The following is a 12,530-nucleotide window of genomic DNA, read 5'->3' on the forward strand; positions in this document are numbered from 1 at the left end:
TCAAGACATTGAGAAATGCCACGTACCTAGCGATAATGGCGAATTAATCTCACAAATTTGCAATGGACTGTACGCGTGGAAAAATTCTACGGAATACAATACTTGAGAGGCATCGCAGCTGGCCTAGTTATCATCTACCACTCCATGGTGATGATTGCTGTAGCGCCATACTTCGATAATCCGGTGGGTGATTTTGGTGTAGATATATTCTTTGTAATATCCGGGTTCGTAATGTGGGTCACCACAGAGGGTAAGAATAAAAGTATAAGAGAGTTCTGGGCCTCACGGATATTGAGAGTGGCGCCTTTATACTGGTTGTTCACCTTTGTGCTTGTCGCTGCTGCGTTATTAATGCCAAGCTTGTTTTTCAACTCCCGCGGACTCGATCCAGTATTCCTTCTTAAGTCGCTGTTTTTTATTCCCGCCCAAAACCCAGATGTTGGTGATATCACGCCTGTATACACCATTGGGTGGACCCTCACATATGAGATGTTCTTTTACGCGATATTCGGTCTCTCCTTGGCATTGCAAAACCTAAGAATGAGGCTTATGTTCATAGCTGCAGTTATAGTTACGCTTGCTATTGTTGGGTCTGCTTTGGCTCCAGAAGGTCCACTGGGCAAAACCTACACAAGCCCGATCATCATTGAATTTCTGCTTGGCGTCTTGCTAGGGGTCACCAGGCAGCGCTGGGTGAGTATCGGGTTGTTGCCGACAAGCATAATGGTTGGCGCCAGCAGTGTGGCGCTGGTATTGGCTGATTTCACTATATTCACTCGGTCTTTAGTATATGGCGTCCCGGCATTTTTCTTAGTCGCAGGATTCATTTCGATTGAGAAGTACATTCGGTCAAATGCTAATAGAGTCGCTCTGTTATTTGGTGAGGCATCTTATTCACTGTATTTGTCGCATCCAATTTCTCAACGAATCTGGTATGTGTTATTTGTAACGGCTTTTGGGCAGATATCCAGCCTAGTGATGGCAGTGTGGTACGCGGTAGGCGCCGTGACTGCTGGGTTGCTAGGTGGAATTGTATGCTACCTTCTTGTGGAGAAATATCTGCTGAAGCTTGCAAAAAAAATTTCACGCTCATCCCTTAAGGCCGGCACAGCTATTGAAGTGCAGCGCTAGAGTGATCACGCAATAGGCTGCTTGCTGGTTTTTTCTTTGAAGCAGCCTAATCTTAGCTCTGGAGGTTTCACATTTGAATGGGGCTTCAACGTGGGCTACTTACCAAACCCTGCAATATCCTGCTAGGAGCTTAGGAATGGATGAGCGGACTTTCATCGGGATGGTTGAGGCCGGCGAGCCGCTGATTCAGCAGGCGATCGACGCCATGCGCCTTTATCACCAAGCGCAGGATAATGGCGCGCCTACGGAGGAAATCGAGCGCCTGCGCTTGCTAGCCGAGTCGCTTTTCCAAGCGGTCTCCGACTACCAGCTTCGCGCTGTTGCCAAGGCTCGAGGCAAGGAGCTGCCGCCTCTTCACTGATCCGCTGATCGGCAATTGCCCACGATCAGGTCCGCCTATACGATACTGTTTTTTTATACAGTATCGGTGCCCCTATGTATTTCCTTCTCGTTCGACGCCGCGAGCATGGTGCAGCCATACCCTCTGATCATCTCCGCAAAATTCAGCCCCTCCGCGCAGATGTGCACATCGGTGACCACCACAGTGAGCCGTTGGGCCGGGTATCGACACAGGCCTGGGTGTTTAACCCCACGCCAGGGCCTGATGTGATCCCCCGGCTGCATGACGCGAAGGTCAATGGGATGGCCCAGCTAGGCATCAACATAAACGGGGTGGAAGAGGTCGACGGCGTGCTGTATGCGCAGTCCTGGTGGTGCAGGGCAGAATGATGGCCGGGATACCGCAGGCTTGGCTGTATGAACTGAATGACCATTTTGCCTTGGTCACCGATCCCGAAGGCCGCTCCGCGGTGCTGGATGAGATGGCGTATGCCGCCCATCGCAGGGGCGAGGTCAGTGCAGAGCACCTGGTCGACATGTTGGAGCTGTCCGAGGCCGCAAAGGGTTGGGCCTTGGTGGAGGTCGATGAGGCGTATCACATCGGCCTGTTCAGTTATGAGATTTCAGGTAAATGGGATGGCGACGAGCCAGGACGGATCATCGTAGGCAGAACGCCGGGGTGGGGGTGCTGAGACTGTCTAAAACTGCTCGAAAGCTTCTCGGTTTTACTGGGCGAAAGTCGCTGAAACTGGCCAAACCGTATTAGACAGTTGCGATTCGCAGGCCGCTAGCGGCGCGGCCTGAGGTTCGATTCTCACGCTACTGCTGCATTACTGGAAGATTCCGCGTCGGCTACGCGAGCTGACGCGGACAACGGTTACGAGTTCCAGTTATCCTGGAGCCATTTCAGAATCTCAGCACGGCCTTGGACACTGCCAGGAAGCTTCATTTTGATGAGCCGTTCGGCTTTAAGAGCCTGGTCCTTTTCTTTGCAGACGGAATTTAGGAAGTACAGTACCTCGTAGCCCTCATCCCGATCGACCTTGTCTCGGTCCAGCTTTCCTACGTATTGGGGGTTGTCGCCTTTGTCGGCGCTCCAACGGTATTGATACTTCAAGTCACCCCGGGTGATCACTGCCATTTCCATCTCCATTGGTAAAGCAATTGGGCACGATGCCACTACAGAGCGTGCCCCGGATCGGCATGACCCGCAACAGGCAAATCATTTCAATTTTCGATTCCAAAACTGAAAGGACGACCCTTGCAGTATGCGGCCTGTAGCCGTGCCGTTTCGTCTTTGTTTTGGAATCGATTTCGCCGCTGACGCTGCATGGATCGGGCGCTTATACCACGGTCTTGAAAACCGTCGATGGGCAACTATCCTAGAGTTCGAATCTCTACGCTTCCGCCATATTCAAAGCCCTGATTATTCAGGGCTTTTTGCGTTTTTGGGGCCTGTAAAACGGGCTTCTGAAGCGGGTTCATTCAAAGGAGTGAGTGAATGCCCAGTGTGCCTTTTGCACGTCTGGTTGCAGCGCGTGGCGTTGCCGTGAGCGTTACAGCCATTGCCGAAGACAGGGTGCCTGAACCCAACGAAGCGAATTGCTCGGGTGAAACCTATGAGCAAATCCTGGCGAGCCTCTCCAAGGAGTGGGACCGCAATGAGTTCATCGCCAACTGCAAGAGCTTCCATGCTGCCAAAAAGATGACCAAGTGGAAGTTCGAAAAGAGCCCACCTGACAGCTTCTGAGCCCAGCCCAAGCCCCGGCAGTGATGCTGGGTTTTTTTTTGCATTAGATCGGGGCATTCGCGCTGCCTCGATGGCATACGAGGCCAGTGTCGATGACACCTCGATTGGCATAGGGGGCTGTGCGTTCCTCGGAGCACACGGAAGATGGTTTCAACCGCATTTACTTCGAAAAATCCCTCACATAACTGAGCGCGGTTCGCCTCAGGCCGGCCTTGCAGGCAATTTTGCGTGATGTGGGTTGGTGAGACGCACTGGACGGTATCTGCCGATAGTTGGAGGAGAGCTAGCGCCGCTCCCCCCGTGTAGGCTCAGTCTTGAACAAAGACGCTGATCAGCGCTTTGCCGCAGATACCAATCACTCCTTCACGTCAGTGCTGTGATTGCGGTTGCAGGCTGTAAGTTGGAGCTGAAGTGGCAAGGCTGGCAGGCCTTGACGACAAGGCTGCGATCGCCGCTATCAAGGCGAGGCCGCCAATGAAGCATGCGACCGGAATCCAATCGCTGCCGTTGGACATCAGCGCGTAGCACAGACTTGGCGAGAAGCCGGCAACGATGAAGTGCGGATTCCACGCCATTCGGACACTCAGCCCACGCTGATCCGGACACCTGTTCCACGCTCATTCGGACAGGCAGTCGGAGCGCAGCGACGCAGGGGTGGCATTGTTAGTCCGGGTTGGCTGGCGTCGTCAATTTCTGCGTCCGTTTGCGCATTGATTCACCCTTCAGATTGATCCGATAAGCGTTGTGCACCAGGCGGTCGAGGATGGCATCGGCCAGGGTCGGATCGCCGATCAGTTCGTGCCAGTTGTCCACCGGCATCTGGCTGGTGACGATGGTCGAGCGCTGGCCGTAACGGTCGTCCAGTAGCTCCAGCATGTCGCGCCGTTGCTCGCCGGTGAACGGGGCCAGGCCCCAGTCGTCGAGGATCAGCAGGTCGGTCTTGGCGTAGCTGCTCATCAGCTTGGCGAAGCGGCCGTCGCCATGGGCCAGACCCAGTTCTTCCAGCAAACGTGGCAGGCGCAGGTAGCGCACGCTGTAGCCCTCCCGGCAGGCCTGGTGGGCCAGGGCGCAGGCCAGCCAGGTTTTACCGACACCGGTGGGGCCGCCGATGATCAGGTTGAGGCCGTCGCGCAGCCACTGACCACTGCTCAGTTGCAGGATCAGCGCCTTATCCAGTCCGCGCGGGCTGCGGTAGTCGATGTCTTCGAGGCAGGCGTTGTGCTTGAGCCGGGCCTGGCGCAGGCGGCTGCTCAGGCGCTTGTCATCGCGTTCGGTCAGCTCGCGGTCGACCAGCAGGCCGAGGCGTTCTTCGAAGCTCAGGCTGTCGATGTCCGGGGTTTTCAGTTGTTCATTCAGCGCCTTGAGCATGCCGTGCAGGCGCAGGGTTTGCAGCTTGTCCAGGGTCGGATGGGGCAGCATGGTGGGATTCCTTGGGGTCAGTGGTAGTAGGCGGATCCGCGCAGGTTGGCGTGGTCGTCCGGTAGTAGCGGCAGGTTGGTTTGAGCTAGCGGCAGGTTTTCCAGCCCCTGGCGCAGGATCGATTCGAGGCTCTTGTAGCTGCACGTGCCGAGGCTGATGGCGCGACGGCAGGCCAACTCCAGACGCGCCTCACCGTGGGTTTTACCCAGGCGCAGGATGCCCAGGCAGGCCCGGTAGCCCTGCTGCGGATGGATGCGCCGTTCGAGGATGTGCCGGATCACGCCGGCGGTGTTCGGCCCGGTCTGCTCGGCCCAGCGGATCAGCCGTTGCGGCGTCCACTCGGCATGCTCGCGATGGCTCTTGGGCATGTGCTCGGCCTGCGTGCTGTGCCTGCCCTTGTGCATTGAGCGCAGGTGGCTGGCCACTCGCTGGTTGGCGTGGAAAAACTCGACGGTGCGCGCCGTCAGGCGCACCTCCAGCTGCTTCTTCACCAGTTGATACGGCACCGAGTAGTAATGCCCATCGACCTCGACGTGGTAGTCGATGTGCACCCGCGCCTTCTTCCACTCGGCGTAGACGTAGGGTTGCTCCGGCAGGGGGCGCAGCGCCGGACGATCCAGGCTGTCGAAGGCCGACTGCCGGGAGCCCGGCAGCTTCTTGAACGGGCGTTGGTTGAGCCGCTCCAGCAGCCCGGCGATGGCCGTGTTGAGTTCATCCAGGGAGAAGAACTGCCGATTCCTCAGTGCGGCGAGGATCCAACGCTCGACCACCTGCACGCCGACTTCGGCCTTGGCCTTGTCGCGCGGTTTGCGTGCCCGCGCCGGCACCACCGCCACGCCATAGTGCTCGGCCAGATCGCGGTAGCTCGGGTTGATGTCCGGCTCGTAGCGGTGACTCTTGCTCACCGCGCTGCGCAGGTTGTCCGGCACCACGATCTCCGGCACGCCGCCGAGGAAGGCGAAGCAGCGGGCATGGGAGCCTAGCCAGTCCGGCAGCTGCTGCGACCAGGTGGCTTCGGCGAAGGTGTAGCTGGACGCGCCGAGCACCGCGACGAACACCTGCGCCTGGCGGATCTCGCCGCTGTGGCGATCGATAACCGGCACCGTCTGGCCGGCATAGTCGACGAACAGCTTCTCGCCGACGCGGTGCTCCTGACGCATCACCACGTCCAACTTGCCCTGCCAGGCTCGGTAGTGCTCACAGAACCAGCTGTACTGAAAGCCCTGAGGCTGGCTCAGGCGGTACTCCTGCCAGAGCAGCGCCAGGGTCACCCCGGGGCGGCGCAGTTCGGCATGCACCCATGCCCAATCGGGTAAAGGCCGCTTCTCACTGGCAACCGCCGGGGCCGGCGGGAACAGTTGCTGCTCCAACTCGGCATCGGACAACGAACAGGGCCAGGTGAGGCCGCTGGCGGCAAAACGGCAGAGGTAATCACCGGCACTGCTGTGGCCAATGCCCAGGCTGCGGGCGATCTTGCGCACGGACAGGCCGCAGTCGAACTTGAGGCGTAACACCTCTCGGATTTTACGCATGGATAAACGCTCCACAACGACCTCTCTGCTTCGAAAAAGAGATCGATGGTAGTGAATAAATCCTGCGTGGCTGCCTGCCAGAAAAGTGTCCGGATGACCGTGGAGTCGGTGTCCGGATGCTCGTGGAATGAGTGTCCGGATCAGCGTGGAATCACTGTCCGGATGCGCGTGGAATGGGTGTCCGAGTCAGCGTGGAATCCGCAGATGAAGCTCAGCTGAGTCGCCAGACCGACACCGGTGTAGCGCACGCGGATGCTGAACATCTCGGCGTAGAACGATGGCCACAGCGCATTGGGGGCGCTGTAAAGCACAGATTTGAGTACAACAGTGCTGAAGATGATCAGGCCGATGCTCCCGGTGGTGATTGACCACAGGAAGAAGAACACCCCCGCACTACAAGCGAATGCGCCAACCGTGAAAATTGTCTTGCGCCCGATTCGGTCTCCCAGCAAGCCGAACAAAGGCTGACAGACCAAGGCTACTGCCTGACTCGCTGCAATCGCAGTGAGCATGGATGGGCGATCGATCCCTTGGTTGTTGGTGGCCCAGGACAGCCCGAAAATCATCACAAGGGAGGAAACTGAACAGATCAATGCGCAGCAAAATACCGTAAAGAAAGCGCGACGTTCGTTGCGCATGAGTTCGACGACAGGCGGAAGGTCATTTGCTGGTTGGCTTGCTTTGAACTCGGGGCTTTCTTCCACGCCCCGACGGATGATCCAAGTGATCACGACCATTACTGCACTGAGCAAGAACGGAATGCGCCACCCCCAGCTTAGAAGCTGCTCTTCACTCAACATCGATAGAGGGATGAACACTGAGGTGGCGAGGATAGACCCCATCGAGGCGCCATTGATCAACCAGCTGGTGTAGAACCCCTTACTCTTACCCGGAGCATGCTCCATCGTCAGCAAGCTTGCCCCCACCTGCTCGCCACCTGCAGAGAACCCTTGGAGCAATCGACAAAACACCAACAGAGCGGGTGCCCACGCGCCGACAGTTGCATAGGTGGGCAGAAGGCCAATGGTAAACGTCGCTAAACCCATCAATAGCAGCGTCATCATCAGCACTTGTTTGCGGCCCCATTTATCACCCAGGTGCCCGCAAACCAATGCGCCGATTGGGCGCGCTATGTAGCCAACGCCGAAGGTGGCAAGCGCAGCAAGCGTTCCCGCCATAGGGTCGTTCGAGGGGAAGAACAGGGTGCTGAAAACCAGGGCCGCGGCTGAGCCGTAAATGAAGAAGTCGTAATACTCGACAACGCTACCCAGGAAGCTGCCGAAGGCAGCCCTGCGGGCCATGCGCCGTTGGTTCGTGGCATCTGAATGCATGATGGGACCTTTATTGTAATTGTCTTTTTCAGGAGAACTCAGCGACTGCCAAATGGCGCGAGCTGGCTGCCGCCGCAGACATGGATGACTTCGGCAGTTACGAATGCGGCGTCCTCAGATGCCAGATATGAAGTTGTTCCAGCGATGTCTTCTGGCTTGGCCAGGCGCTTGAGCGGTGTATTGCTGATTGATCCCTGCGCCATACGCTCGAAGCTCTCTGCATCACGCCCATCCAGTGTGAATGCGGAGGGTAAAAGGCCTGGCGCGATGGCATTCACCGTGACGTTGTGTGCGGCTAATTCTCTGGCCATCGATCGTGTCAGGCCTACCAAACCAGCCTTGCATGCCACATAAGCTGGAGGGCCGCCCGCGACCCAGCACCGCGAAACCATGTTGATCACTCGACCACTGGCCTGGCGCTGCCAGTAAGGTGCGACGTGCTGGCAGATCAGGGCTGGAGCGCGCAGGTTCACGGCCATCATGTGATCCCATTTCGCCACGTCGAAATCGTAGATAGAGCCTCGGTGATTGACCGCAGCGTTGTTGACCACGACGTCGATGCGACCGAACCGCTGCCCCACCTGCTCGACCATTTCACTGATCGATGAGGGGAGGCCGAGATCAGCCTGGACTGCCACCGCACTTTGGCCGGGCGCCAGTTGAAGCTGCTGGAGAAAGGCCTGAGTTGTGTCCAGGTCGATATCAACTGCGGCAATGTGCAACCCGTCTCTGGCCAAGCGAACGCAGATTGCGCGCCCCAGTTCTCCAGCGGCGCCGGTGACGAGTGCAACGCGGCGATTTTCATGTGTTGTATTCATTGGCACGGTACCTCAAGGCTTGTATCGGAAGCGACGGTGGTCATTTTCATGTAGCGACGCACGAGATCCCGGTTCCGGGACAGCTTCGTTACGTCCGGATGGCTCGAGTCAAAATCCTCAATCGAGATCCAATCGTCGAAACCGTTTTTTTGGAGCGTTTTCAGCATGGATTGAAGTGGCAGCACCCCCTCATCTGGCGGACACCATTCCCAGGTCCAGCCCTCGCCCGGGGCCTGCGGGACATACGCGACATTTTTAACCTGTACGTGAGCGAGGTGATCGCCCATCAGGTCGAGGGATAACTGCACGTCCTCTCGGCCCTCGATTGCGAGGTTGCCAAGGTCGTAAATGATGCCTAGCTGCTGCGTGGGATAGTGCTCAGCGACACGCATCGCAAGCGAAGGGCTTGAGCAGATGGTTCGCTGGTGGACTTCAAGGGCGAGCTGGATGCCCGATTTTTCGGCCAGCGGGACGATGTCATCCAGGAATCGGCGCATTCTGGAGTAGCCCACGGCGTAACGCTGATGCTGGTAGCCAGGCGCCCAGAGTCGAAGCCGTGCTTGACCCGCTTGAGCTGCAAGGTCGATCAGGAGGCGAGCATTTTCAATGTCGCCGACCTCCAGGTAAGGACTAAGCCCGAAGATCTCGAGACCATGCGCCTGGCAGTGCCGGTAGATACGATCGACTGCCTGAGGGGTAGGCGCCACGGTGCAGCGATTATTGCTTCGCGCGTCCCATGGGCGTCTGTTATCCAGGCCATCGATATTCGCCACCCGCCATTCCACGCCTTGGTAGCCTTCTCGCGCCAAGTGCTCCACGAGATGCTCTGGGGAAAGGGAAGGTAGCGAAGCGCTAGAGACGCCTAGGCGCGGCGTTTTTTGTTGTGTCATTGATTGGCACCTTAATCACACCCCGAGTTGGTGGGGTGGCTCGATGCTAAATCAAACTGTTGGTTCATTAAATTGATATAAAAGCCACCGTTGATTAACCTGTAGGTTGATCAAAGGATTCGTTGCATGAAACCATCCCCCATCAGCCTTCGTCACTTCAAGGTGTTCCTCGCTGTCGTCAGCTCTGGCAGCCTGGTGACGGCTTCCAAACTTCTTCACATCACGTTGTCGGCAGTATCCAAGAGCGTCAAGGAGCTTGAGCAGGAACTGGATGCCCAGTTGCTGGTGCGTGGGCGAAAAGGCATACAACTGACGCAAGCGGGGGAGGCGTTCAGCAAGCACGCTTCTCAGGCCATGGCCAGCTTCAGGCTGGCCATGGAGGACGTAAAAGACGCGCCCCAAGCGCCTCAGGTTCTGAAAGTTGGTGCATTACCGACTGCTGCTGGTTACATGCTTGCACCTGTCGTGGAGCAGATGCGTCAGCGATACCCGCATATCCAGGTGCAGGTCGCTTCCGGTATTTACGATTACCTGGTGGGCAAGCTGCGCACGCGTGAGCTTGATTTGATCGTTGGGCGCCTGATCGGACGGGACATGGTGGGTGTAGTGTTCGAGGCACTCTACGAAGAAGATCTGGTGCTAGTGGTGCGCAGCGGCCATCCGCTTGCCCAGCATCGGCATCTTGAGCTGGATGATCTGCGCCCCTACACGCTCGTCGTATCGCCGCATGGAACCTTGGTGCGGATCAGCGTAGACAACTTTCTACTCTCCAAGGGCGGGCTAGAGGGGTTTCAAATACAGGAATCCCTGAGTGAGACGTTCTCGCGGGTATACGTGCAGGATTACGATGGGGTCTGGTTTGTTCAGCGGGGGGTGGTTGACCTTGATATGCGCATGGGGCTGGTTAAACGACTGCCCTTCAGCAGCACGCTGCTTCGAGCTCCGATCGGATTAACATCTCCGACAGACCGGCCCCTATCAGAGGCGGCCACCGTTTTTGCCGAACTGCTGAGGCAATGGTGCGCACAAACACAATCTCAGAGTTGATTCTGAGCCCCGCCAAAGCCCCGGCAGAGATGCTGGGGCTTTTTTGCATTGGGTTGGGGCATTAGGCGCTTTTCGAGCCAATGCTGGAGGCCAGGCAAATCAGCGCATCATGCCCAGCTCGGCATCATCCATCAGTGCCTTGGCCAGCGCACTCAGATAATGAGCAGCCCAGATCATCATCGGTTTCTCATCCATCAACCCGATAATCGTCAGCTCCCGCACGTACCCCATCAGCTCCGAGGATTGCTCCCGAGCGCTTTTGCAGGGAATCCCGGCTTCGATGCGAAACAGTGGGTGTGTCTGGTTTTCACCCTGGTAGAACGTGGTCTTGCCTACTGTGGTTTGTTCGGTCGATTCGTCAGTAGTCATGTGTCCATCTCCCGGATCGGCTCAGTGCTGCATTCGCGGCTCGTTCGGCGTCTGTGCCTGAATCAATGCGGACTCAAGTAACGAGCGCAGGGACTCAAGCTCATGGGTCGTCGCCATCATCAGCACCGCTGCAGGTGACTTGGGCTGCATCAGCATCGCTTGTTGCGAAATGGCTAGCGCGCAGACGGCATATTCCGCGGCTTGGATGAGAGTGTCTTCGAGGGAGTGGAGGGTGTGGGGTGGGTCGGGGACCATCTTTAACATTTGCTTATTACCTCTATGGATGCCACTACCTGACTGCTGTCAAACAGAAGGGTGGTAGCTGTACGTGGGTTGACAGACCGGCGGAATAAGCAAGTTCCGGCGCACGCAAGCGTGCCCCACGCACAGCCACCATAGAAGGAAAGCCGTAATGCTTAAACCGTTACGGCCTGTCAAAGCCGTGTCGCTGATGAGCAACGACCGGCCCAGACTAGAGCCCCAACAGGGCACCCGCAACGGAAAATAGGCGGCAACAGTATCTTTGGGAAATGCCCTACAAGAAAGCGAAAAATTCTGATTTTTCGACACAGATAGACATCATCTTGGGTGGGGATAGCAAGGAATCGTGCATTGTTCTATGGGAGCGCTGCCAAGGCTGTGATAATGGCGGCAATGACAAGGGCCATACCATGCTGACCATCTCCAATAACGTGCATCTGCCGGATGCCGAAATCGAACTGACCTATATCCGCGCGCAAGGCGCGGGTGGGCAGAATGTCAACAAGGTGTCCAGCGCCGTGCACCTGCGCTTCGACATCCCGGCCTCATCGTTGCCCGAGTTCTACAAGGAGCGGCTGCTGGCGCTGCGTGACAGTCGCATCACCGGCGACGGTGTGTTGATCATCAAGGCCCAACAATATCGCACCCAGGAGCAGAACCGTGCTGACGCACTGGCGCGTCTTGGCGAGTTGATCATCGCTGCCGGCAAGACCGAAAAGAAACGCCGCCCCACCAAACCGACCCTCGGCTCGAAGACCCGCCGGCTTGAAGGGAAAGCCAGGCGGAGCACTGTCAAGGCGGGTCGGGGCAAGGTGGATTTCTAGGGCGGTGTCGGACCGTCGCTGGCAAGTCTGGGCTCTGCGATGCCAGCGTGGCTAGTCCGGCTGCAAAGCGGCCCCCGGGTTTTGGCGTAACATCAACTATTGCTGGGGCTGCTTTGCAGCCCCTTCGCGGCACAAGGCCGCTCCTACAAAGGTCCGCGTAAGCCAACACGCAAGATCACTTGATCAGCGGCACACCGCTCAGCTTCTGCAACTCGTCAAAGTCGATATCTGCACAAATCTCGACCACTTTCAGCCCTTCAGGCGTTACTTCCAGTACGGCCAGGTCGGTGTAGATGCGGCTGACGCACGCAATGCCGGTCAGCGGGTAGGTGCACTCGGGCACCAGCTTGCTTTCGCCGGTCTTGGTCAGGTGGTCCATCATCACGAACACCTGGCGGGCGCCGGTGGCCAGGTCCATCGCGCCGCCTACAGCCGGGATCGAGCCTTCGGCGCCGGTGTGCCAGTTGGCCAGGTCGCCCTTGACCGACACCTGGAAGGCGCCCAGTACGGCGATGTCCAGGTGGCCGCCACGCATCATCGAGAACGAGTCGGCATGGTGGAAGAAGGCGCCACCGGTCAGCAGAGTCACGTGCTGCTTGCCGGCGTTGATCAGGTCATCGTCTTCCTCGCCCGGCGCAGGGCTTGGGCCCATGCCCAGCAGGCCGTTCTCGCTGTGCAGGAAGACTTCCTTGTCGCCCAGGTAGTTGGCCACCAGGGTGGGGGCGCCGATGCCCAGGTTTACGTACGCGCCTTCCTGGATGTCTGCGGCCACGCGCTGGGCCATCTCGGTGCGGGAGAGCTTTTTGGTGATGGTCATGG

Annotated in this window: 17 protein-coding genes; 7 read left to right on the forward strand and 10 right to left on the reverse strand. The window is 57.7% G+C overall.

Going from position 1 to position 12,530, the window contains the following annotated elements; all coding sequences use genetic code 11:
• Positions 1 to 75: 75 nt before the first annotated feature.
• The 4 genes from J3A71_RS11415 (at position 76) to J3A71_RS11425 (ending at position 2,162) form a co-directional block, all read left to right on the forward strand.
• Positions 76 to 1,131: an acyltransferase gene (locus tag J3A71_RS11415; RefSeq protein WP_209952854.1), complete on the forward strand. Its 1,056-nt coding sequence runs from the start codon at positions 76 to 78 to the stop codon at positions 1,129 to 1,131.
• Between the two features lie 136 nt (positions 1,132 to 1,267).
• A complete protein-coding gene (locus J3A71_RS11420; RefSeq protein ID WP_096426456.1) occupies positions 1,268 to 1,492 on the forward strand; it encodes a hypothetical protein in 225 nt (74 codons plus the stop codon).
• Positions 1,493 to 1,566: 74 nt separating this feature from the next.
• On the forward strand, positions 1,567 to 1,860 hold the full coding sequence (locus J3A71_RS31375) for a hypothetical protein (RefSeq protein ID WP_096426455.1): 294 nt from the start codon (positions 1,567 to 1,569) through the stop codon (positions 1,858 to 1,860).
• A complete protein-coding gene (locus J3A71_RS11425; RefSeq protein WP_096426454.1) occupies positions 1,857 to 2,162 on the forward strand; it encodes a hypothetical protein in 306 nt (101 codons plus the stop codon). The genes J3A71_RS31375 and J3A71_RS11425 overlap by 4 nt, the downstream gene beginning before the upstream one ends.
• Positions 2,163 to 2,347: 185 nt before the next feature.
• Here the strand turns inward: J3A71_RS11425 and J3A71_RS11430 are convergent, their stop codons facing one another.
• On the reverse strand, positions 2,348 to 2,611 hold the full coding sequence (locus J3A71_RS11430) for a hypothetical protein (RefSeq protein WP_096426453.1): 264 nt from the start codon (positions 2,609 to 2,611) through the stop codon (positions 2,348 to 2,350).
• Positions 2,612 to 2,971: 360 nt separating this feature from the next.
• Here J3A71_RS11430 and trbK point away from each other — a divergent pair, with 360 nt between their 5' ends.
• Positions 2,972 to 3,220, forward strand: coding sequence for an entry exclusion lipoprotein TrbK (trbK, locus tag J3A71_RS11435; protein WP_016488012.1), 249 nt, complete (start codon positions 2,972 to 2,974; stop codon positions 3,218 to 3,220).
• 368 nt (positions 3,221 to 3,588) lie between these two features.
• Here trbK and J3A71_RS11440 read toward each other — a convergent pair whose 3' ends face one another.
• From J3A71_RS11440 to J3A71_RS11465, 6 genes are all read right to left on the reverse strand, one after another.
• Positions 3,589 to 3,795: a hypothetical protein gene (locus J3A71_RS11440; protein ID WP_245353462.1), complete on the reverse strand. Its 207-nt coding sequence runs from the start codon at positions 3,793 to 3,795 to the stop codon at positions 3,589 to 3,591.
• Between the two features lie 88 nt (positions 3,796 to 3,883).
• Positions 3,884 to 4,639 (reverse strand): IS21-like element ISPpu7 family helper ATPase IstB, encoded by a 756-nt coding sequence (gene istB / locus J3A71_RS11445; protein ID WP_019437637.1) that lies wholly within the window; start codon positions 4,637 to 4,639, stop codon positions 3,884 to 3,886.
• Between the two features lie 17 nt (positions 4,640 to 4,656).
• The gene (gene istA, locus J3A71_RS11450) at positions 4,657 to 6,171 is read right to left on the reverse strand and encodes an IS21-like element ISPpu7 family transposase (protein ID WP_019437638.1); all 1,515 of its coding nucleotides are present in this window, start codon (positions 6,169 to 6,171) and stop codon (positions 4,657 to 4,659) included.
• Between the two features lie 140 nt (positions 6,172 to 6,311).
• On the reverse strand, positions 6,312 to 7,502 hold the full coding sequence (locus tag J3A71_RS11455) for an MFS transporter (RefSeq protein ID WP_245353461.1): 1,191 nt from the start codon (positions 7,500 to 7,502) through the stop codon (positions 6,312 to 6,314).
• 38 nt (positions 7,503 to 7,540) lie between these two features.
• Positions 7,541 to 8,320, reverse strand: a complete 780-nt coding sequence (locus tag J3A71_RS11460; RefSeq protein WP_096426451.1) for an SDR family oxidoreductase — start codon at positions 8,318 to 8,320, stop codon at positions 7,541 to 7,543.
• Positions 8,317 to 9,210 (reverse strand): sugar phosphate isomerase/epimerase family protein, encoded by an 894-nt coding sequence (locus J3A71_RS11465; RefSeq protein WP_024717432.1) that lies wholly within the window; start codon positions 9,208 to 9,210, stop codon positions 8,317 to 8,319. Before J3A71_RS11465 ends, J3A71_RS11460 begins: the two co-directional genes overlap by 4 nt.
• 126 nt (positions 9,211 to 9,336) lie before the next feature.
• Here J3A71_RS11465 and J3A71_RS11470 point away from each other — a divergent pair, with 126 nt between their 5' ends.
• Complete coding sequence (locus tag J3A71_RS11470; RefSeq protein ID WP_096426450.1) at positions 9,337 to 10,257, forward strand: LysR substrate-binding domain-containing protein; 921 nt, start codon at positions 9,337 to 9,339, stop codon at positions 10,255 to 10,257.
• Positions 10,258 to 10,356: 99 nt separating this feature from the next.
• On the opposite strand, the gene J3A71_RS11475 is transcribed toward J3A71_RS11470, so the two are convergent.
• A complete protein-coding gene (locus tag J3A71_RS11475) occupies positions 10,357 to 10,626 on the reverse strand; it encodes a DUF3077 domain-containing protein (RefSeq protein ID WP_016488006.1) in 270 nt (89 codons plus the stop codon).
• 21 nt (positions 10,627 to 10,647) lie between these two features.
• A complete protein-coding gene (locus J3A71_RS11480; protein WP_016488005.1) occupies positions 10,648 to 10,890 on the reverse strand; it encodes a hypothetical protein in 243 nt (80 codons plus the stop codon).
• 407 nt (positions 10,891 to 11,297) lie between these two features.
• Between J3A71_RS11480 and arfB the strand changes: the two genes are divergently transcribed.
• Complete coding sequence (gene arfB, locus J3A71_RS11485; RefSeq protein WP_060517119.1) at positions 11,298 to 11,711, forward strand: alternative ribosome rescue aminoacyl-tRNA hydrolase ArfB; 414 nt, start codon at positions 11,298 to 11,300, stop codon at positions 11,709 to 11,711.
• A gap of 175 nt (positions 11,712 to 11,886) precedes the next feature.
• Here the strand turns inward: arfB and J3A71_RS11490 are convergent, their stop codons facing one another.
• On the reverse strand, positions 11,887 to 12,528 hold the full coding sequence (locus tag J3A71_RS11490; RefSeq protein WP_003251131.1) for a 3-oxoacid CoA-transferase subunit B: 642 nt from the start codon (positions 12,526 to 12,528) through the stop codon (positions 11,887 to 11,889).
• Between the last annotated feature and the right edge of the window lie 2 nt (positions 12,529 to 12,530).

The organism is Pseudomonas sp. PvP089, from assembly GCF_017875165.1.
Taxonomy (GTDB): Bacteria; Pseudomonadota; Gammaproteobacteria; order Pseudomonadales; family Pseudomonadaceae; genus Aquipseudomonas; species Aquipseudomonas fortuita.

Coding starts and splice junctions, on each gene's coding strand:
- J3A71_RS11425 (WP_096426454.1), top strand. CDS start 1,857: ATGATGGCCGGGATACCGCAGGCTTGGCTGTATGAACTGAATGACCAT.
- J3A71_RS11470 (WP_096426450.1), top strand. CDS start 9,337: ATGAAACCATCCCCCATCAGCCTTCGTCACTTCAAGGTGTTCCTCGCT.
- J3A71_RS11455 (WP_245353461.1), bottom strand. CDS start 7,502: ATGCATTCAGATGCCACGAACCAACGGCGCATGGCCCGCAGGGCTGCC.
- J3A71_RS11430 (WP_096426453.1), bottom strand. CDS start 2,611: ATGGCAGTGATCACCCGGGGTGACTTGAAGTATCAATACCGTTGGAGC.
- J3A71_RS11490 (WP_003251131.1), bottom strand. CDS start 12,528: ATGACCATCACCAAAAAGCTCTCCCGCACCGAGATGGCCCAGCGCGTG.
- J3A71_RS11480 (WP_016488005.1), bottom strand. CDS start 10,890: ATGTTAAAGATGGTCCCCGACCCACCCCACACCCTCCACTCCCTCGAA.
- arfB (WP_060517119.1), top strand. CDS start 11,298: ATGCTGACCATCTCCAATAACGTGCATCTGCCGGATGCCGAAATCGAA.
- J3A71_RS11465 (WP_024717432.1), bottom strand. CDS start 9,210: ATGACACAACAAAAAACGCCGCGCCTAGGCGTCTCTAGCGCTTCGCTA.
- J3A71_RS31375 (WP_096426455.1), top strand. CDS start 1,567: ATGTATTTCCTTCTCGTTCGACGCCGCGAGCATGGTGCAGCCATACCC.
- J3A71_RS11440 (WP_245353462.1), bottom strand. CDS start 3,795: ATGGCGTGGAATCCGCACTTCATCGTTGCCGGCTTCTCGCCAAGTCTG.
- J3A71_RS11460 (WP_096426451.1), bottom strand. CDS start 8,320: ATGAATACAACACATGAAAATCGCCGCGTTGCACTCGTCACCGGCGCC.
- istB (WP_019437637.1), bottom strand. CDS start 4,639: ATGCTGCCCCATCCGACCCTGGACAAGCTGCAAACCCTGCGCCTGCAC.
- trbK (WP_016488012.1), top strand. CDS start 2,972: ATGCCCAGTGTGCCTTTTGCACGTCTGGTTGCAGCGCGTGGCGTTGCC.
- J3A71_RS11475 (WP_016488006.1), bottom strand. CDS start 10,626: ATGACTACTGACGAATCGACCGAACAAACCACAGTAGGCAAGACCACG.
- J3A71_RS11420 (WP_096426456.1), top strand. CDS start 1,268: ATGGATGAGCGGACTTTCATCGGGATGGTTGAGGCCGGCGAGCCGCTG.
- istA (WP_019437638.1), bottom strand. CDS start 6,171: ATGCGTAAAATCCGAGAGGTGTTACGCCTCAAGTTCGACTGCGGCCTG.